12 protein-coding genes and 1 pseudogene are annotated in these 20,519 nt (G+C 68.8%); 5 read left to right on the top strand and 8 right to left on the bottom strand.

Annotation, left to right across the window (positions count from 1 at the left end; all coding sequences use genetic code 11):
- Window position 1: 1 nt before the first annotated feature.
- From DNK56_RS03985 to DNK56_RS03965, 4 genes are read right to left on the bottom strand one after another with little or no spacing between them, the layout of a single operon-like run.
- On the bottom strand, window positions 2-1,165 hold the full coding sequence (locus DNK56_RS03985; protein ID WP_111329449.1) for an IS4 family transposase: 1,164 nt from the start codon (window positions 1,163-1,165) through the stop codon (window positions 2-4).
- Window positions 1,166-1,187: 22 nt separating this feature from the next.
- A complete protein-coding gene (locus DNK56_RS35755) occupies window positions 1,188-2,981 on the bottom strand; it encodes an RNase A-like domain-containing protein (protein WP_241989753.1) in 1,794 nt (597 codons plus the stop codon).
- The gene (locus DNK56_RS03970; RefSeq protein ID WP_111330478.1) at window positions 2,981-3,283 is read right to left on the bottom strand and encodes a WXG100 family type VII secretion target; all 303 of its coding nucleotides are present in this window, start codon (window positions 3,281-3,283) and stop codon (window positions 2,981-2,983) included. Before DNK56_RS03970 ends, DNK56_RS35755 begins: the two co-directional genes overlap by 1 nt.
- 3 nt (window positions 3,284-3,286) lie before the next feature.
- Window positions 3,287-3,703 carry a WXG100 family type VII secretion target gene (locus DNK56_RS03965; RefSeq protein WP_111330476.1) on the bottom strand — a complete coding sequence of 139 codons (417 nt, stop codon included), beginning with the start codon at window positions 3,701-3,703 and terminating at the stop codon, window positions 3,287-3,289.
- Between the two features lie 367 nt (window positions 3,704-4,070).
- On the opposite strand from DNK56_RS03965, the pseudogene DNK56_RS36645 reads away from it, so the two are divergent.
- From DNK56_RS36645 to DNK56_RS03940, 5 genes and pseudogenes are all read left to right on the top strand, one after another.
- Window positions 4,071-5,114, top strand: a pseudogene (locus DNK56_RS36645) (tyrosine-type recombinase/integrase); the annotation flags it as partial.
- 187 nt (window positions 5,115-5,301) lie between these two features.
- Window positions 5,302-5,868 carry a hypothetical protein gene (locus tag DNK56_RS35745; protein WP_111330474.1) on the top strand — a complete coding sequence of 189 codons (567 nt, stop codon included), beginning with the start codon at window positions 5,302-5,304 and terminating at the stop codon, window positions 5,866-5,868.
- Entirely contained in the window at window positions 5,865-7,805 is a 1,941-nt protein-coding gene (locus DNK56_RS35740) for a tyrosine-type recombinase/integrase (RefSeq protein ID WP_111330472.1), read from the top strand. Before DNK56_RS35745 ends, DNK56_RS35740 begins: the two co-directional genes overlap by 4 nt.
- 751 nt (window positions 7,806-8,556) lie before the next feature.
- Window positions 8,557-9,114 (top strand): hypothetical protein, encoded by a 558-nt coding sequence (locus DNK56_RS03945; RefSeq protein WP_111415650.1) that lies wholly within the window; start codon window positions 8,557-8,559, stop codon window positions 9,112-9,114.
- Window positions 9,115-9,220: 106 nt separating this feature from the next.
- The gene (locus tag DNK56_RS03940) at window positions 9,221-9,988 is read left to right on the top strand and encodes a transposase (protein WP_111330468.1); all 768 of its coding nucleotides are present in this window, start codon (window positions 9,221-9,223) and stop codon (window positions 9,986-9,988) included.
- 163 nt (window positions 9,989-10,151) lie between these two features.
- On the opposite strand, the gene DNK56_RS03935 is transcribed toward DNK56_RS03940, so the two are convergent.
- The 4 genes from DNK56_RS03935 to DNK56_RS03920 are packed head-to-tail and all read right to left on the bottom strand — an operon-like array spanning window position 10,152 to window position 20,246.
- Window positions 10,152-12,299, bottom strand: a complete 2,148-nt coding sequence (locus DNK56_RS03935; RefSeq protein WP_111330466.1) for a DEAD/DEAH box helicase — start codon at window positions 12,297-12,299, stop codon at window positions 10,152-10,154.
- Window positions 12,296-13,627, bottom strand: coding sequence for a BREX system ATP-binding protein BrxD (brxD, locus tag DNK56_RS03930; RefSeq protein ID WP_111330464.1), 1,332 nt, complete (start codon window positions 13,625-13,627; stop codon window positions 12,296-12,298). The genes DNK56_RS03935 and brxD overlap by 4 nt, the downstream gene beginning before the upstream one ends.
- Window positions 13,624-16,365 (bottom strand): BREX-2 system phosphatase PglZ, encoded by a 2,742-nt coding sequence (pglZ, locus tag DNK56_RS03925; RefSeq protein WP_111330462.1) that lies wholly within the window; start codon window positions 16,363-16,365, stop codon window positions 13,624-13,626. The genes brxD and pglZ overlap by 4 nt, the downstream gene beginning before the upstream one ends.
- A complete protein-coding gene (locus DNK56_RS03920; RefSeq protein WP_111335439.1) occupies window positions 16,365-20,246 on the bottom strand; it encodes a hypothetical protein in 3,882 nt (1,293 codons plus the stop codon). Before DNK56_RS03920 ends, pglZ begins: the two co-directional genes overlap by 1 nt.
- Window positions 20,247-20,519: the final 273 nt, after the last annotated feature.

Here is a 20,519-nt window from a genome sequence, read left to right as displayed (position 1 = left end):
GTCACGGATCCTGGCGGCCAGTTGCCGAGGGGGGAAAGTCCGCGCCGACGGAACGTCGGGCGGCGGCGAGGGTGTTCTTGAAGCTGATGTGCGAGACGGGGAGGTTCGCGTGGTGGGCGGCGTCCACGGCCAGGTCGTGTACGGCCTGGTAGACGCAGAGCATGGCCCACAGTTCCTGCTCGACCATGGCGGGACTGTTGGACCGGAGGGTCGCGGTGCGTCCTCCCCGCTGTTCGATCTTGATGTGCTTGAAGATCGTCTCGCTGGTCCAGCGGGCGGTGTACAGCTCTGCCAGCTCTGCGGCGGGTGCCGCCTCGGGGTCCAGGAGCGTGGTGATCAGGCAGAACAGCTCCGAGGTCTCCTCACTGTCGCCGTCCGCGCCGATCGTGGTGGTGACCACGGTGTACTCCACGGCGCGCACGGTGATCCGGGCGCCGCGCGGCCCGTTCAGGCGGGTGAGGAAGGTGCCGTCGGCCAGAACCTCATGCGGCCGCAGGGTGAAGGAATCCGAGACCCGCCACAGGAGTTCGGCCCCGGTGACCGCGGCTGCCCGCCACAGCTCATAGGCTGGAAAGCCCCGGTCGGCCATCAACAGGATGCCTTCCCGCAGGTGCACCAGGAGGCGGGCGGCCAAGGTGCGCTCGCCGACGGCGAAGGAGTCGAAGACCGCACCGATCAACGCCTTCGTGCCGCACTCCACCAGCGCGAGGAGCCTCACCTGCGGGTACGGTCCAGGCCGATTTCCGTTGGAGGCACGGGTGTAGGCGGCAGCGTTCGCCTCGCTGTCAGGAACGTCCAGCAGTGTGCCGTCCATGGAGGTCAGCCGCAGCCCGCGCCAGAAAGCCCCCGGCGTGGCCGCAGTGCCGGTGCAACCGGCGACCCGGTCGAAGAGCAGTCGCAGCGGCCCCGCACCCAGCCGGGCCCGCGCCGTTGTCAGAGACCCCGTGCGCGCCGGACGCCACACCTCCCGCGCCCGGCGCGGCCAGTGCTCCACCAACTCCCGCAGCACCAGGCCGTATCCGTCACCGCTGAACAGCCACATCGTCAGGACGAAATACACCATCAGCCGGGCCGGCAACGACCGGGTCCGCTCCTCGCGCGCCCCCGCCTCATCGACCACGAAGTCGACCAGCTCGGGCGTGAACGTACGCGACAGCACCCCCATCCGGACCCGCTCCGGGTACGTCTCACCAACTATGTGATCTCTCGGCACAAGACCGAGACTCTACGCGATCATGAACTAAGCGAGCGACGTTGGGGTAAGACGTGATCACCACGAAGGGAGGGTCCATGCCCTTCCTGTACTTCAGGGCGACCTGCGCGGAGTGCACCTCAGTCGCGGTAGCCCCCATACCGTGCGCATCATAGTCGGCGCGCTCGACAGTGCGGCCGGTGACGTCCGGGAAGGTGAGGGTCAGCGGCGGCGAAATCTTGGAGTTGTTCGGATCCCAGCCAGGGTTGTTCTTCTCCTTCTGCTCCACTCGCTTGATCCACTCCTCGATCCTGGCCGCATTGTCGATGTCATCGAGCGCGGTCTGGGTGAACCGTTGGGCGGAACCGAGATCCTTGTATGCCGAAGCGGACGGCGCGTTGCCCTGGTCACGCAGTCGCTGGGTCAACTGGTCGTCGGTGAGCCCTATGTGCTTGTCCACACCGTGGCTGCCTCCGATACCTTCCTGACCTGCGAGGTCGAGCGGGTAGAAATGATCCTTCGGATCCTCACCCGGAACCGTGTATGTGTGCTCGGTCCTGAATTCGCTCAGTGCCCTTGCCCCGAACGCCTCGGCACGTGCCTCCTCCGCGTTGAACGTAGGCGCGCTCCGGTACGCCTCGTCCAGCGGCCCCAATAGTGCGTCCAATTGCGGCACCAGTGCGTGAACGCGGGAGTTGTACGTGCTGACGATCGCATTCAGTCGCGCGGTGTCGATGTTGAGGACAATGCCCGCACCGAGCTCGGCGGCACCCTTGGCAACCCCCTTGACCACGCCCTTGATGAGCCCCTTGACGTCGTCCATTCCGACGCCGTCCTTGAGGTCCACGTCAATCTTGGGCACGGCCTCCTCAACGGCTTCCCAGTACACGTCCCAGACCGCACCGTTGACGTACACCGCTGCCTCGGCGAACTGATAGAGCAGATCGCCGACCTTCTGGGCAGTATCGAACAGCACCGTCATCACCGGATGCGTGGCGGTAGCCGACGAGGCCGAGTCATGCTTCCACTCGTAGCCTGCGGTACTCGCTCCCCACGCCGTCGTTCCCCACAGCGAGCTGCAGAACTGACGCATGGCGTCGTACCACTCGCTGTTGCTCTGCTGCGTGATACTGCTGACGTTGCCTGTCAGGCCGCTCTCGGCCATGGAGAGGGTCATAGTCGTCGCCATCCATGCCTCGGACAGCGAGTTGAGGTAGTGCTGCTGCGGGTACGGGTAGACCTCTGCGACCTTGCCCATTCGGAAGGCGTGCTTCACGACCGGGCGCAGCACGTCGCGGATCGGACCCGGCACCCATTCGAGCAGGGAGCGGATCCACCCATCGCCGCCGTCGTCGTCACCCCACTTCAGATTCGGCACGGCCCCGTAGTCCGGCGCCCTCTCGATGACCGTCGGAAGTACCTGAGTGACCGCGGTCGTCTGGCCCGTGACGTCGTTGGCCGCCTCCGCCCGGGCGTAGTTGTTGGCCGTGGAGGTGAAGCCCACCGCGGCGCCGCCGATGCTGACGACACTTCTCGCCCATACTTCGAGGAAGCGGTTGCCGGCCTTTACGTAAGAGGCGGCGAAAGCCTCGGGAGCGGTGCCGTAGCCGCCGGCGTCCGGGTACCTCCTCAGCTCGTCCAGGAGTGCCTTGGCAGCTCTGTCCATCAGCGGCTGCTGCATCGCCACGCCGCCCGCGACTCGGAACAGGTCCGACGGCTTGACATCAATGGTGCCGTTCTGGGCTGGGCCCTGTGTGCCCTGCCCAGTTCCGGAGCCCGCACCCGTCATCAGCCGGCGCCCCAACCCCGCAGTACTGCACGGTGTGCCGCCGCGTAGTTGATGTGTCCCTTGGTGACGACCTCATGCAGCCACTTCTGCGACGCCCGCAGGTCTTGGGCCGAGTGGCCCCACTTGTCGAGCTCGTCGATGAAGACCTCGCGGGTCTCTCCTTCCCAGGTGAGAACTACCTTCTCTGCCCGGCTGTACAGCAAATCCAGCTGCTCGTTGAGCCTCTTGAGGATGTCCTCGAGCTCACCGGACAGCCTCTGCAACGTCGCGAAGCCAACCGTTATGTGCTCGTCGTCCGGCATCGATTACCCCCGTACTCCAAATGCGCTGATGATGCGACTCGGCGCGGCGTCGGCTACCGGATTCGGCGTCGAGAGCTCGGCCGCTTCGGCCTGTACATCGGTCTCTATCTGGATCTTCCGCAGCCGGTCCATGACATCGAGCTCCTGCTCTGAAAACCCGTCCCTGCTCAGTCGTACGGCCTGTTCAAGGCGCTGGATGACCATGCGGATACGTACGGCGTCCTCGGCGACACCCCGGTGCAAGGCCCGGTATGCCTCGGCCGCAGGCCCGCGCCAGGCCGCCTCGATCCCGTCAACGACAGCATCCATGCGCTTCACCTGAGCGTCCAGATGTGCCTGCATCGCTTCGAGGTCATCGGCGAGGGCAGTCAGCCTGTCGCTCTCGACCCGCAGTCCGGCCTGTCCGTTCTCACCGCTCACGACATCCCCCAGCTTATGGAGTCAACAGCCTTGGCTGAGACGCCACTTTCGCTCCATATCGCATCCTAGCGATACCGATCAAAGTGCCGCAGCATCGCTTCATCAGCGAACGCAGGCCCGTTTTAGCCCGAAACGGACCGGTCGATCGTCCGCCTGGTGAAGCGGGCTCGCCCGGATACTCATACCGCTGAAGCGACCCGCGTGGACGCCGCCTCTCTCGATCGCCGACGCGCGGCGCCGCGAGCGCTTCTGCTTCGGCGGCTGCAGTTACTGGCATGTTGACCGAACTAAATTCGGCAAAGATGCAGGTCACCGGCAGGAGTGAATCTGGCGAGGATGATGGTCAGCGGACTGCAAGTATCCCGGCATGCTTCTCGAACCGGGCCGCAATGTGGCCAACCTTGTCGTGCCTCCCGTCGGGCGGCTGGCGGAGGTCGACGACCCCGTACAGCCGTACCGGGTCACCGACCGCGACGACCACGAAGTGGAGGCAGTCTCGGACTTCCTCAAGGATCTCCGCGCCCGCGACCTGAGCATGGAGACGCTGAAGTCGTACGGGCGGGCTCTGCTGCGCTGGCAGCGCTTCCTCTGGGCGATCGAGCACCCGTGGGAACGAGCCGGCCGGACGGAGGTCCGGGACTTCGTCCTGTGGCTCCAGCAGGCCCGCAAGCCCGCGCGGCGACGGCGGCCGGACGCGCCAAGGCCCGGCTCGGTGAACATCATCACCGGCAAGCTCTACGCGGGCACCGGGTACGCGCCCAGGACCATCAACCACAACCTGACCGTGGTGAAGGAGTTCTACGACTTCCAGTCGGTCGCCGGTCGCGGGCCGATCGTCAACCCGGTGCCCCGGCCGAGGGAGGCCGACGCCGCCGGGCAGCTGCACGCCCACCACAACCCGATGGAGCTCTACCAGCGCCACCGCCGGGCGCCCTACCGACAGAAGGAGCCCAAGCGGATTCCCCGCGCGATCCCGGACCGGCTCTTCGACGAGCTGTTCGCGAGGATGCCCAGCGACCGGGACCGCGCGATCCTCGCCTTCTACGTCTCCACCGGCGCCCGCGCCTCCGAACTCCTCGGCGTCACTGGCCAGTTCGTCGACATCGGGCAGCAGCTGATCGGCGTTCACCGCAAGGGAAGCCGCGAACTCCAGTGGCTGCCGGCGTCGGCGGACGCGTTCGTCTGGCTGCGGCTCTACCAGCAGGCGGCCCGCAAGGACGGCGTCCGCTTCGGCCCCGGCAAGCCGTTGTGGGTGACGCTGCGGCGCCCGGTCCGGCCGCTGAACTACGCCGTCTTCCGCGCGGTCCTGGTGCGGGCGAACAAGGTCCTGGGCACCAACTGGACCCTCCACGACCTGCGGCACACCGCCGCCCACCCCATGATCGACGACCCCCAGCTGTCGCTCGCCGACGTCCAATGGGTCCTCGGGCACGCGCACATCACGTCCACGCAGATCTACCTCGAACCCCGCCAGGAGGACGTGGTGGCCAAGATGCTCGCCCATCACGCGGCGGCCCGCTCGCCCGAGCGCCCCGCCCCGCAGCCGGCCCGGGCTACCGCCCGGAGGTCTTCGAGGCCCTGTTCGGAGGGATGCCGGCATGAGCGAGACGGCAACGGAGTCGTTCGAGGAGGTCCTCGCCTCCGACGAGGTCGGCATTCCCGCAGGCAGTCGTACGCATTACCGCCACTCCGGATACCAGGCCCCGCGGCGGGACCTGACCGCCGCCGAGTTCGCCGAACTGCTGGCGGAAGCCTCCGAGGGCGACCGCGTCCCCACACCCAGGCCGACTCCGGACACCTGGGACCGCACAGAACTGGACGAAGAGGGGGTCATCGAGCTGATCGGACGGCTTCCGTTCCGGGGCAACGACGACCACCTCAGACGGCGCCGGCGCTCGGCCCGGACCCTGCTGAAGTGGCTGGCCCAGTCCGAGGGTGCGACCTGGCAGGAACGATGGACCAACGGCGGTCTGGAGGACGCCCAGCGCACGTGGGTCGACCAGGTCCAGGCCACCTATCCCAACCTGGAGACCCGGTCGCTCAAGTCGCTGAACTGCGAGATCCACACGGGCATGATGGGACTCTTGGTCGGCCAGATCATCCGGCCTACCGGTGGCTGCTGGCCCAGCACTTCAACTTCACCCTCATCCAGACCCGCCTCATGATCGACCCGGGCGGCTTCGCCCGGCTGGAAGCCCACTGCGAGAAGACCGACCGCACCGGACAGCACCGCGCCGGCGCCCTGAACTGCGTCGCGATGATCCTGTTGAACAAGGGCGGCCGGATCGCGGACATCACCGTCGACGACTGCGTGGAGTTCGCCGCCGCCATGCGGGTCAGCCACCGCGCCGCCCGTCACGTCACGCTCTTCTACACGCTGCTGTTCGAGATGGGCATCCTCGGCGACGACGCCCCGCCCACCCTCGCCGCCGCACGAGCCCCCGGCCAGCGGACCGTCCAGCAGATGGTGGACTCCTACAACATCGTCTCCCCGCGCGTCCGTGAACTGCTGATCGCCTACTTCACCATCCGCAAGCCCGAGCTGGACTACGCCTCACTGCGGGGACTGGCCACCGTGCTCTGCCTCAACTACTGGCGCGACCTGGAGAAACACCATCCGGGCATCGACAGCATCGACTTGGCCCCGGAGGTCGCCGCCGCCTGGAAGCACCGCCTCAAGACGATCAGGGAGAGCAAGCAGCGGCAAGGACAGAAGCGGGAGAAACCCGAGCGGATCTTGCTCGCGGTGAGGGCCTTCTACCTCGATCTGGCCCAGTGGGCGGTCACCGATCCGGCCCGCTGGGGCCCCTGGGGGGTCCCCTGCCCGATCCGCGCGAACGAGTGCGTGGGCACCAAGCGCGAACGCGCCTCGAAGGCCCGGATGCACCAGCGCACGCGACAGCGGGCACCCGTCCTTCCGACCCTCGTCGCGACGGCCGAGCGCCTGAGGAAGGAAGCCGTCGCCCGGCTCGAAGTGGCGCGGGCCGTCGCCCCGCGCGAACACTTCACCGTCGACGGCGAGACGTTCATCCGCAGCGGCGGGGACATCACCAAGACCACGTTCGTCTACGACGCCGAGACCGGCCGCCGCCGGAACTTCGGCCTGGAAGAGGACGAAGCCTTCTGGGGCTGGGCCATCATTGAAGTCCTGCGGCACACCGGCATCCGGGTCAAGGAACTGATGGAGCTGACGCGCCACAGCTTCGTCGCCGACACCCTGCCCAGCACCGGCGAAGTCGTCCCGATGCTCCAGATCGCCCCGTCCAAGACCGACCGCGAACGGCTGATCCTGGTCTCCCCGGAACTCGGCGACGTCCTGGCCACGATCATCCACCGGGTCCGCAACGGGAAGGCGGTCCTGCCGCTGGTCTCCCGCTACGACCACCACGAACACATCCACAGCCCGCTGCTGCCGTTCCTCTTCCAACGGCGGATCTACATGCAGAACTCCGCCACGAACCGCAACTTCGTCGCCCGGTGCATCGACAATGTTCTGCTGGCCTCCGGGCTGACGGACGCCAGCGGCGAGCCGCTGAGGTTCACCCCGCACGACTTCCGAAGGATCTTCGCGACCGACGCGATCCGAACCGGCCTGCCCCCGCACATCGCCGCCAAGATCCTCGGCCACACAGACGTGAACACGACCATGCGCTATGCCGCGATCTACTCCGACGACGTGATCGCCCACCACCGCGCGTTCATCGCCCGCCGGCGAGCCCAGCGGCCGGGCGCCGAATACCGCGACCTCACCCCGGAGGAGTGGCAGGAGTTCCTGGGACACTTCGAGCTGCGAAAGCTCGAACTCGGCATCTACACAAGGGACTTCGGGTCACCCTGCGTCCATGAACACGCTTGCATCCGGTGTCCCGCCCTGCGGCCGGACCCCGCGCAGGCGCCCCGCCTGCGCGAGATCATCGCCAACCTCCAGTCGCGCGTCGACGAGGCCAGGCAGCAGGGCCGGCTCGGCGAGATCGCGGGCCTGGAGGTCAGCCTCGCCGCGGCGAACGACAAGCTCACCGCCATGAACCGCCTCACCGAACGGCACGGCCTGGTCCACCTCGGCATGCCCGACTTCCGGTCGGCTGCCGGGCGCAGCTCCTGATACGAGACGTCCCCCTTGGGGGCCTGTCGGCGGTACTGATCGAGAGCCACGTGGCCTGGCCGGCGAACACAAAAAAGCGGCCCCCGCGAGGGGCCGCCGCGGTGTTCGGGCAGTCTCCAGACCCGCACCTTGGGTCTGCGAAACCTTACGGATAGCCCGGGGTGCCACCCCCTGGTAGTGGGTTCCGCCTCGGCTTCTACTCCTGCCCGCCGCTCATCTCCACGCATCTCCGTGAGTGCGGCAGACCTGGCCGCGCCGTTGTCGGGGATGCCCTTCGACTGATCTCAAAGTACACTAGAGCGAGGCTACAGCGCAAGCCTAGCGCTTTTACAGGGGCCCTGCACCGGTAGGAACCCCCCTCAATCTCGGTCTACAGCCACCTAGCTCCTACGCTTACAGCGGTGTATGCTAGTCGTCTACGCAGCCACTACTAAATTGGCATATTAGGTAGAGAGGTAGGGTCGTGTCTTCCGAATCTGAAGATTTCGAGGATCCGTTTGTTGTAATTGCGCACTCGCAGCGAATTGCTAATGCCCCTAGCGAACAATCTGCGGCGGCGATTGCTGCTCAGCGGGCCGCCGGCGGGGCGCGAAGTGCAGCCGTACGCTTCCGGTTCATCGCGCGGAAGAACCCCGCCGGGGTGTCCCCGCCGCTGGCGAGACTGCTGCGTGGTGGTGGAGGGCGGGGTGGCACCACCCGTCTCCGGCTCTACTTGTCCATGTTGTGGCTGGCCCGGAACGAGGATGCGCCGGTGTTCTCCTATCCCGCGCACCAGTGGGCCCGGCTGCTCGGCCTGGACGACCCCGACACCACGGGGGCCCGGCGCGTCCAGGAGTCACTGAGGTGGCTCAACAGCGAGAACTTCGTACGCCTGGAACGTCGGCGGGGAGCTCCGTCCAACATCCACCTTCTGGATGACGCTGGTTCCGGGAAGCCGTATAAGTCACCCGGGCTCATGGTCAAGGCGCTCGCCAAGCGACCCACGGAGCTTGAAGAGCACCTGTATGTGCAGCTCAGCGCAGCGTTCTGGACTCGTGGATGGGTGCGGGAACTCTCGGGGGCCGCAGTGGCCATGTATTTGGTTCTACTGCACGAGCAGCGGGGCGACCCGGACAAGTCGGTGTGGATCGCGCCGAGCGTCGGGCATGACGTCTACGACCTCAGCGACGAGACCCGCCGCAAGGGGCTGAACGAACTCGTCAAGCACGAGATGGCATCCGTGCGACGGCGGCCCGTGCGCCAAGGACTGTTCAACGATCAGTACCGAGGGCGGAACGTCTACGACCTCCACCCCGGGGCCATGGGCTGAGAACCAGCCGTTGGGCACAGCGTCGTCAACTTGTCGTGCCCAACTTCGACTCCGTGCGACTAAGGGTTGTCCCGTAACTGCTGGTCACGGGTGGGATGATCTTGGTGTGGCTGGTGTGATCACGGCGTCGGAGCCGTCCTGGATAGCCCCGTTCACCGGGCTGAGCCCGCGCGCCTTCGGGAAGCTGGTGACCGTGTTGCGGCGCGAGGGTGCGGACGCGGTCCGCAAGGGCCGGCCGTGGTCGCTGCCGCTGGAGGACCGGGCCCTGCTGGTCGCGGCGTACTGGCGCACGAACTTGACCATGCGCCAGCTCGCCCCGCTGTTCGGGGTGTCGAAGTCGGCGGCGGACCGGATCATCGACCATCTCGGGCCGATGCTCGCGCTCCAGCCCCGCAAGCGTTTCGCGAAGGACACCGTGCTCATCGTGGACGGCACCCTGGTTCCCACCCGCGACCACGCCATCGCCGAGCAGTCGAAGAACTACCGGTACTCCACCAACCACCAGGTCGTCATCGACGCTGACACGCGCCTGGTCGTCGTGGTCGGCCGGCCGCTCGCCGGGAACCGCAACGACTGCAAGGCGTGGGAGGAATCCGGGGCCAAAGCCGCTGTTGGTAACACGCTGACGATCGCCGACGGCGGCTACCCAGGCACCGGACTCGTCATGCCCCATCGTCGGCGGAAGGGCGAAGACCTGCCCGACTGGAAGCAGGCGCACAACAAGTCCCACAAGCAGGTCCGGGCCCGCGTCGAGCACGTCTTCGCCCGGATGAAGACCTGGAAGATCCTCCGCGACTGCCGCCTCAAAGGCGACGGCGTCCACCACGCCATGCTCGGCATCGCCCGGATGCACAACCTCGCCGTCGCCGGATAGGCCAGCAAGCCGTACGGCACCCCGCCATGCCCGGAACGACTCGAAGAGCATTTACGGGACAGCCCTTAGGTAACCCAAACGGGTGCTTCTGCCATCTCCTTAAGTCGTTCAAGTAAGGTGGCACAGACTGAACCGCCCCGTGTCAGGTGGAGAGCGCGGGTGACTAGTCGTCGGCGAGCATGACAAAGCGAATGGGCTCGGCAAGGACCCGGCCGGCGCCCTGCTCATCTGCTGTACGTGCGGCCAGGGTGGCTTCGGCCAGGCGGGGCGGAAGAGCTTCGCCGAACTTGAGGCCGCGAACCGCACTGCCGTCGACCTCGGGCAGACACAGCCTTGTACCCGCGTCGGTCAGGGCAGACCGCCAGCCCTCCCGACTGAGGTCGTCCCGGAGCCTGATCCACTGATCGTTGACCCGTCGCCGCGGAGCGACGACGGGGGCCATCGAGGCAGCCAGGGTGGCGTTGGCGCGGTGTCCGGCCCAGGTCCACCAGCGGACGTCGCCGTCAGTGTGCCGGGTGATGACCGTCCCTCCGGGGTGGACTCCGTGGAGATACGTATGCCTTGCCTCGCCGAGCTGGGTCTTCGCCCTCCTGGTCAGGCGCACGGGCGGCTCCCCGCCAAGGAGGATGTCACGAGCGGCGCGGGCGAGGGTGAACGAACGGACGCGCTCAGCGCCGAATCCACTCCACCTCGCTCGCCCGCCCTCGTCGGCCGGTTCCACGAAACAGCGCTTGCGGCTCCAGTCGATGTACGTCACCAGCCAGTTGCGGCCGGCCAGCAGCAGTTTGCGCGGGCCTTCGATCTCTTCGGTGAGCAGGTCGGGGTCGGTGCGGCCGATCTCTGTGCGGCCGTTGAGGACGGTGAACTCAGGCGGGGCGGTGAAGACCGCGGTCAAGTTCATGAAGTGGCGGTGCCCGTAGCGTCGTTCCGTCTCCGGGCCGACGAAGAGCAGCCCGCCGTCCTGGTCCAGATAGCCCTGCTCCACGAGGTGGCGCACGACGGGGGCGGCCCCCGGCCCGAACGGCCCGATGCCGCCCCACCACTCCTGCCACAGGTTCTCGCCCACCCGGTGCTCCTGGAGGCACAGGGCCAGGAGCTGCTGGGCGACCAGATGGCGCGGCTCGGGAGGAGCGACGACCGGTTCCACCCAGCCGCGGGACCACTGCAGAAGGAGCGCGGCTGCGGAGAGCAGCCCTTCCGCGTCGAGCGCGAGGAAGAGGCAGTTGCGTACGGTGCCCGGGCGGCGGCCGGTACGCCCGAGACGCTGGAGGAACGAGGCAACGGTCGCTGGGGCATCCAGCTGGATGACGCGGTCGAGGTCTCCGACGTCGATTCCCAGTTCCAGCGTGCTGGTGGAGACGATCACGCAGTCACGTGCTTCGGCGAACGCGGTTTCGGCCCGCCGCCGCTCGTCCACGGAGAGCGAGGCGTGGGACAGGAACGTCGTCACGCCCTTCAGCCGCAGCTTCTCGCCCAGCTCCTCCACCGTGCGGCGGCTCTCGCAGAAGACCAGCCGCTTCTCGCCCCGGTGCAGGGCCGCGATGACCGTGGCGGCGTTCGCCACGGACCCGACGTAGTCGAGTTCGATGTCGCCGGGAGGCGGCGCGGCGGTTGCCGAGCCGTCCAGCGGCTGCTTTCGAAGGTGGGGCGCGACGACACGGGCGGGACGGCGACCGTGTCCGGAGCCCTGGAGCCATGCCAGCAGTTCGTCGGGGTTCCCGATGGTCGCGGACAGGCCGATCCGCTGGAGGGGGTGGCCCACGACGCGGCTCAGGCGTTCCAGTACGGCCAGAAGGTGCCAGCCCCGGTCGTCCCCCGCGAAGGCGTGCACCTCGTCGACCACGACGGCGTTCAGCCCCGAGAAGAAGGACTGGTGGTCTACGTGCGCGCTGACCAGCATCGACTCCAATGACTCGGGAGTCGTGAGGAGGATGTCCGGACGCTGCGCGAGGATACGGCGCCGCTTGCCGGTGGTGATGTCGCCGTGCCAGAGCGATGCCGTGCGGCCCAGCCAGCCCGCGTACGTTTCCAGGCGGGGGTGGAGATTGTTGAGCAGGGCCTTGAGCGGGCACACGTAGAGCAGGCTGGTGCCCTTCCAGCCGCGCTGGTTCATACGGGTGAGCAGCGGGAACGCGGCGGCTTCGGTCTTTCCGCCCGCGGTGGGTGCCAGCAGTACCGCGTCCTCGCCGTTGAGGAGCGGCTCGACGGACTCCTCCTGCAGGGCACGCAGGGAGCGCCAGCCGAGGGAGTTGACGATGTGGTGTCCGAGAACGGGGTCGAGGTGGTCGAAGGGTTCGGCCGGTTCCGTCATGGCAGATCCAGTTCGATGTCTCCCGCGCCGGCGGCCGCACTGCGTTCCGTCTCGTTCAGCTCGGAGCCCTTCAGGGTGAGGGCGTAGTGGGTGCGTGGATCGAAGTCCTCGAACTCGTCCACCCTGTCCATGACATCGGCGACAAGTTTGCGCAGGTACAGGCGGGGGGCGATGCCGACCTTCCCGCCGAGCGACCCGGCGACCCCACGAGCCAGTTCCCCGAGGTAGGCGTCGTCGACGCACCCGGCCAGCCGTTCGGGGTGTCGAGCCGCTCCCGCGTAGACATCGCGCACTCTGGCGCCCAGTTCGACAAGCGAGTCCAGGTCGAAGCCCGCCAGGCGCAGTTGCACGGCGCGTGGGGAGTCGAAGCGGGGATCGGTGGTGAAGTCCGTGGCGAGGCGCTGGGCGAGGGGCGCGAGGCGTTGGACGCCTTGCCGGCCGTCGTAGAAGGCGGGGGTGCCGGTGATGACGAGGAACAGGCCGGGGAAGCGTCCGGCATCGATCTCGTCGAGGAGCTGACGGAGCGCGTTGAGGGACTTCTCCCGTACGTCGCCGCGCACTCGTTGCAGGGTCTCGACTTCGTCGAGTACGAGCAGGAGACCAGGGTGTCCGCAGTCCCGCAGGACGGTGAGAAGCCCCTGGAGGAACCCGAGGGCTCCGAAGTGGTCGAGGTCGCCCCGGATACCCGCGGCACGCTTCGCCGACGCCGCCACGGACTTCTGGCCGCCGAGCCAGGCGATGAGCGCCTCGGCCCGGGCGCCGTCACCTGCGGCGACGGCCTGACGGTAGCCGCGCAGCGCGGCGGAGAAAGCGGGGGTGGTGCGGGCGACATCGGCGAGACGGCGCTCCAGGAGTTCGTCGACGGCCGCGGCCAGCGCGTCCTCGTCGTCCTCGGAGATGTCCCCTGACGCCAGGACTTCCTCTTCGAGCGCGTAGAACCAGGAGTCGATCACCGACCGGAGAGCCGAGGGCTGGTGGGTGGTGGTGGTGAGGCGTTCGGTGAGCCTGCGGTAGACGGTCTCCAGCCGGTGCAGCGGGGTCTCGGTCTCGGAGATCTGCACCTCGCTGACGGCCAGGCCCTGCCGCTTGGCGCGTTCGGCGAGCCAGCGTGCGAAGAAGGTCTTGCCGGAGCCGTACTCGCCGCGCAGGGCGTGGAAGGCGGAACCGCCGCGGGCAACGGTGTCCAGGTCGTCGTCGAGAGCGGCTTCGAAGCGGTTCAGTCCTACGGCGAACAGTCCGAGCCCGGACTGCGGCACCGTTCCACGCCGCAGGGCGTCGATCACGTCGCGTCGGCGTGCCGTGCTGATGTCCGAGCCCCCGGCGGTCATGCGGCACCTCCGAGGAACTGCTGCTGGAGCAGGGACTTGTCGAGTTGGACGGTCCGTCCGGATTCGATGAGCTGAAGTACGGGGTATCCGTCGATGTTCAGCAGCCGCTCCAGAACGGTCGCGAAGCGCTCCGGGTTGCGCTGCGACTTGCCGGTGGCGGCCTGCGCGGCGGCGGCCACCGCGCCCGGGGAGAGCTTTCCGCCTGCGGCGAGCAGGGCGTCGAGGACCGCGGCGACGGCTTTCTCCGTCGGGGCGAGCCGGACGAACTCACGCTGGGCCTTGAAGAGGGGTGACTGCACGGCCTGTTCGCCGAGCGTGCCCCTTCCGGGCAGCATGAAGATGCCTTCGCCCTCCACGACCTGCGCGGACTTCGCCGCCTTCCTCCCGCGCGGCCGTTCATCGGTGGCCGCGGAGGCCGACTCGGGCGTCGTGTCGCCGCCGCCTCGCCACCAGTGCGGAGCGGTGCTTTCCGCGGGCAGCAGGGTCCAGCCGGCCGGGATCAGATCGGCGGACGGGACGACGGTGATCACGGGGACGGTGATCTCCGCAAGAGCGGCGCCGCCGTGGTATCCGGCCTGCCTGCCGGTGTAGCGCAGGTCGTCCCGCCAGGCGGCGATGATCTGCCCGCCGCCCGCGAGGACACGGGGGCCCGCCAGTGCGATCTCCCCCTGCCGCGGGGTGCCGGTGCGCCAGCGTGCGCCTCCCACCCCCGCCGCGTCGGTCTGCTGGTGGCCACGCGGGGTGCGGTCGAGAACATGGCCGTGGTCGGAGACGAGGACGACGGGGCGGCCGTAGTCGCGTGCCGCGTTGAGCAGGTCGGGGAGTTTGGCGATGTCGCCGATGTTCCACCGGCCGCGGGCACCTTCGCGGCCGTCCGCGAGCGCGTCGTCGATGGTGTTGACGACGACGGCGACGATGTCGTCGGACGCGAGGGTGGCGAGCAGTTCGGGGGCGAGGCGGTGTCCCGGCGGCCCTTCGTAACCACCCTTGTGGAAGAGGTGGGCGTCACGGTGGCGCTTGCGCCAGAACGTGGTGAACCCGGCGCGTTCCACGCTCTGCCCACCCTGTGTCGGTTCTCCGCTCAGGAGGGACGCCCTGCTGATCGTGGTGAGGGACGGCAGCATGGACACGGCCGCCTGGCGGGCCGCCTCCTTGCCCGGGCGCGGTTTGGGTACCACTTCGGTCCACACCCTGCGGTCCAGTTCGCCGGCGAGCTGGACGGCGACATCCGCACTCATGCCGTCGAGTACGAGGATGAGCGGACGGCCTCCGTCGCGGGCGAGCGGTGCCGCTGCCTCGGCGAGTACGTTCTCGATGAGCAGCGCGCCCCCGGTCGACTGCTGGGACGCGGTCTCCGTCCAGTCGGCGAGGGTGCGGGCGAATGCCTCGTCGAGCCGGGTGCGACGCTCGCGGATCGCTCCTATCAGCCGGTGGTAGGCCTCGCCCACAGCGGTGTCGAGCGAGGTGTCGCCCTCGGAGAGGATCCCGACGGCCAGATCGGCCCAGGCCGCTGACGCCATGTGCTCCCGCACGGCCTGGCCCGTGGACCCGGTCTTCGGCATCGGTGCGTCGAGCCAGCGCACCAGGCGTACGGCGGTGCGCGCCATCTCCGTGGACTCGGCGTTCAGCTCTGCGAGCTGGTGTTCGGCCAGGTCACGCAGCGCCTGCTCGGCGTGCGCGATGTCGCCGTCCAGGGTGGCGGCCAGGGTACGCAGCCGGGCGCGGTAGCCGGAGGGCAGCATGCGGTCGGTGCCGATGAGCGGGCTGAGCCGCGCGTCGGCGGCCAGCTGGTCGGCCCGGTCGAGCACGGCGAGTACCCGGCTGCGTGCCTCGGCTCCGTGGGTGCTGTTGCCTTCGGCCTGGGCGATCCAGCGGGTGACGACGCCGGTCGCGGCGTCGGCGAAGGGCCGCAGGGCGTCGAAGGAGGAGAGGGCGGAGCCGTAAAGGGTGCCCAGGGCGAATCCGGCGGCCTCCGCCGATGAGGCGGCCAACGCCGCCGAGGCGAGCGCCCCCAGCGGAAGCGCGTCGGCGCCTCGTTGGTCGGCGGCCAATGCCAGAAGCGTGGGTGCGGCCGGTCCGACGGCTTTCTCCAGCCACTCGCTGAGACCCGCACGCTCGGCGGCGGGAAGGGCTGCGAACAGGGCGGGGCCGGCGCCGGTCCGCGTCCAGGCGAACAGGGTGTCGGCGTCGAAGTCCAGGGTGTCGGAGGTGGTGTCGCCGAGCCCGAGCCGTGCGGCGAGCAGAGCCCGTACGGCACGGTCACGGGTGAGTACGGCTCCGCCGCGCGGCCAGTGGTCCGCGGGTTCGGCGTCGAGCAGAGCGTCCAGGAGCCACTTCTCGCCGACCATCCGGGCGTCGAGGTCCGTGGCTCCGAAGAGCTGTTTGACGATGTCCGCCGGGTCGACCGTGAGGGAGCGTCTGCGTACGGCGTGGGCGCGCAGGTCCCAGCCGAGTTGGTCGGCGGGGACGGTGCCGGTGACGACGAGAACGCTGTCGCCGTCCGGGTCCTCCTGGGACCGGTGGCGCTGCCAGGCGTCGACGATCCCGAGGGGGGAGTGCTGTTCGGTGATGCGGACCCGGCGTTTACGCCCGTCGATCCGGAGTGTGAACTCGGTGTCCGGGCCCCCTCCGTCGTAGGTGGCGTCGACCAGGACCAGGCGCCGGTCCTCCGCATGCGGGAGTTCGCTCTCCAGGAGGACTTCGATGGCGCGGCGGCCGGCCGCGGGGCGTACGGCCATCAGCTGCCCTCTTCCGTGCTCTGCTCGTCCCCGTTCCTCACCGCACGCCAGATGATCTCCACCGAGGTGTCCGGGTGGGTGGCGCGGAACTGCTCGATCTCCGCGCGGACAGCGTCCAGCTCGTCGCTGAGCAGTGACTCCAGCGACGACGGGCCGGAGGCGATGACCCGCCGGGCGGACTGTGCCGGGCCCTCCGAAGCGACCTGCGGCTGTGGGGGCTCGGGCACCGCCGGGGGAGGGACCGGGTCGGAGGCCACGGGCGGGTTCCCGTGCCGCGAGAGGGGGATCAGGTCCGGTCCCGGAGCAGGGGGCGGCGGCGGGGTCGCCCGCTCCATGTGCAGAGCCGCCTCCACGATGGCCATGCCGGTCTCCGGTACGTCGCCGAGTACGGGTACCAGCGAGCGCTCGAACTCGGAGGACCGGGCCGTATCGGCGACCTGGGTCAGCAGTCGGCGTGCGCGGTCGCCCAGGCTGTCGTCGCGGTCGCTGAGGCGCCGGACGTTCTGGAGGACCCGCCAGGCGGCGTCGGCGTCGTCCAGGGCCCGGAGCACCGCTTCCGCGGTGGTCATGGTGTGGGCCAGATCCCGGTCCGGGGTCTCGTACGTGAGGCCGGAGAGTTCCCGGACGAGTGCGGTCGCGTCGCTGCCGTGGCGGCTGAGCCGGGCGAGCACCCCGGCGGCTTCGCGCAGCATCGCCGTACGCGGGGCGGGGGTGTCGCCGTCGAGGCCCAGCAGCGACGCGTGCTGGTCCAGTGAGGCCCGGATGCCCGTGACGTGGTTCTCGTACTCGGCGGCCTTGTCCCGGACCTCTTCGGCGAGCTTGTTGACGTTCCGTGCGAACAGGGCGGGTTTGGCGCGGACCCCGAAGAGCCGTCCGGCACGGTCCCGGGCGCGGGCGTACTCGTCCTCGCTGGGCAGCGGCTGGGAACGCAGCGCCCAGCCGGGGCCGATCGCGGCGAGTTCGGGCGCGGCGGTCTCCGGGCCGGAGTGGTAGACCCAGGCGCGGTCGTCGAGCAGGGCGTACGCGGCGATCAGGAGGTTCGTCGTCTGCCTGTCGAGGCCGTCGTAGCCGAGGTCCCGGGTGATCCAGCCGCGGATGTCCTCGACGTCGAGCGGTCCGCGTTCCTTGTGCTGGGCGGCGGCCTGGTTGATGCGCGTACGCCAGTCGGCACGCAGCACGAGCGGGCCGTCGTGGACGGTGCCGAGTTCCAGGGGCTCCACGATGCGCTTGACGGTCCTCAGCTGGTGGCTGTCGACCTCCGCCCGTCCGCCCTCGTCCATGGCCCGGGTGATCCACTCCAGGGATGTCCGCAGCTCACCGGTGGTGACGGCCTTGTTCTGGCCGCTGGGGTGGCGGCCGAAGTCGGGGTGCTTGGGGTGGAGCGCGGCGAGGAGCCCTCCGGCGAGGTGCAGCGCGTTGTCGGCGAAGGGTTTTCCGCCTTCCGGCTGCGGGCGCGGGAAACGGGGGTCCAGGCAGAGGACATGGCGGCCTTCCACGACTTCGGCGGCCGTGGTGCCGTCCTTGGCTTCGGCGATTCCGTACACCTCGGCGAGCGAGCCGGTGAGGGTGCGGGTGAGGGTTTCGCGGCCGACCTCCAGCTGGCGGCGGGCCTTGGCGCGGTCGTCCGGCGGGTAGTTGCGGGTGTAGTCGGCGAGTCGGTCGCGCTCCAGCAGGAAGTTGATCCGCATGAGCCGGCCGAGCTGGGCCTTGCGCTGCTCGGAGAAGAAGTCGGGCAGCCAGACGAGGGTGGGAGCGGTGTGCCCGTCCCGGATGAGCTCGACCACACGCTGGTAGTCGTCGGTCGGGTAGTTTCCGTCGTCGTCGAAGGGGTAGTCGACGACGAAGCGGATGTTGCCCGGGGTGGCCGGTGTGAACTGCTCGTCCGACAGGTCCCGCGGGTCGCGTACGTTGCCGAACACGAACTCCGCGGTGCGCCGGGTTCCGTGCCAGATGATCTCCTTCTCGGGGACGAGCCGGCCTTCCCCGACTCCGAGTTCCTCCCACAGCCGGTCCCGCAGCCATACGCGGCGCACGCCCGACCGGTCCTCACCGGCGACGGCGTCGAGGAGGGGTTCGACATCCAGGTCGGACAGGTGCAGCGAGAAAACGGGGTCGGTGTCTCCCTCGGCCCGCAGTTCGGTGGGGTACTCGCCCTGCAGGGCCCGCATCCGGTCGATGACCTTCTGCCCGACGGGCACGGTCCGTGACCGCACGGAACCGTGGTTGAGGGCGGCGAGCCGTGCCCCGGTGAGACGGCGCAGCGCGGGCACGTCGGGGGCGAGCGCGGCCAGCAGCAACGTCTTGACGAAGCGGTCGTCGGCGAGGAAGTCGGGGTGGTCGTCCCGTCCGTACTTCTCCAGCAGGTGGAGACGGGCCTTGGCGTGGAACCGCTGAGCCGCCTCCGACTCGTGCTTCAGCTTGTCGGTGAAGGCGGCCCCGGTTCCGTCGATCAGGACGTCCCAGAGGTCGCCGAGGGGGATCAGCCGACCGAGCTCGGCGTCGGCGTTCTTCTCCAGGAGCTGCTGGACGAGTTTGAGGCCGGTGCGCTCGCGCTGGAGGGCGCCGGAGAGAGCGACGAGGACGTTCAGCAGGGCGGGTGAGAGCGGGTAGACGGTACGGAAGTCGTCCCAGCCCGCGTGCGTGGCACCGCCGTCGTCCAGCAGGACGTCCTTCACCAGCGGGCTGAACCGGTCGACGCCCTCGAAGGCGTTGTCCAGCACGTGTTCCTGCCCGGGCCTGGGCTTGAGCACCCGCTCCTTGATGATCTCCGGGAGGTTGCGGTCCTCCAGGTCGACGACGGTGACGCGCTCCTTGAGGTATTCCAGCGCCTGCTCCATGTTCTGCACGTCGGAGCCGAGGATGTCGGAGCCGACGAGCTGGGAGAGGTCGCGCTGGCGGGAGATGAAGGAGACGATCGGGACCGGGCGGTCCGGGTTGCTGGACTCGATCAGCTTGACGAGTTTCTGGATCTCGTCGTTGACGAAGGTCCGCTCCCGCATCCGGGCCTGCAGCCACAGGATCAGTTCGTCGAGGAAGAGCACCACGCCGTCGTAGCCGAGCGACTGGGCGTGCACGCTCATGGCACTGAGGCCGTCGTCCAGGGACACGTAGGCCGCCGCGTCGCCCCTGATGCTGTCCGCGTACGCCTTGTTGGGCCCACTGACCAGGGCTGATACGAGTCGCGCCCGCCCCTCGTCCCCGTGGGGCGCGGCAAAGGCGGCATCGAGCTCCGCAGTGGTCCAGGCGGTGTCGGCGACGGCACCGATCGGGGCGAGCCCCTCGTCGTCCTCGTCGTCCGCCGCGGTTCCGGGTGCGGCCTCGGCGGTGGGCAGCAGCTTCGCGAATTCCTCGTCCCCGAGGGAGGCGCGCAGGTTGCGTGCGTCGGACAGCAGCGAGTCGGCCTTGAAGACCAGCGGCGTGGGTGCGTCGGGGTGACGCTCGCGCACGGTCTTGACGTACCCCCCGAGCAGGGCGGAGTCCAGGTTGGCCGCCCCGACCAGGTGGTAGGGGACCATGAGGAACTTCTTCCCGCGCAGCCACTCGTCGTGCTCGGCGACCACCTCGCGCAACCGGGGCTTGGCGCGGGTGGCGGGATCGCCGTTGAGCACGGCGTGCAGCACGCTCAGGAAGTGGCTCTTACCGGCACCGAACGAACCGTGCAGGTAAGCGGCGTACGAGCTGTTCTTCTTCACCGCGCCGCGGATCAGTTTCAGCGCGGTGTCGAACTGCTCCCGCAGCTGCGGGGTGACGACGTACTCCTCGACCGTGCCGGCGGAGGATCCGGTGAAGCCCTTCGACAGTTCGACCTTGAAGTCACCGGCGTGGACGTCCTCCTTGATGTCGAGGACGTCCTTCAGCACGATGTCACTGCCCCTGGCCATCAGCCGCTCCCGCTCCCGCTCCCCGATACCTTCCGCCCGGCCGCCGCGGCCGGACACGCGGCGCAGTCACGATGTCACTCGCGTCCCGCACGTACACCCGTCCATCCTGCCAGCTCGGGTGTTCGCGGGAGCAGTGCGGACCGGAATGGATCAGCGGGGCGGAACTTCTGCCACCGGAGCAATGACACGGACACCGTGCCGAGGAGCCGCAGAGCGCGTGCACCCCACAAATACCGTTCCGACGGAACATCAACACGGCCGGGAACACGGGCC

Origin of the sequence: Streptomyces sp. AC1-42W, assembly GCF_003248355.1 — a bacterium.
Classification (GTDB): Bacteria; Actinomycetota; Actinomycetes; order Streptomycetales; family Streptomycetaceae; genus Streptomyces.
This window is presented reverse-complemented; position numbering and strand designations above follow the sequence as displayed.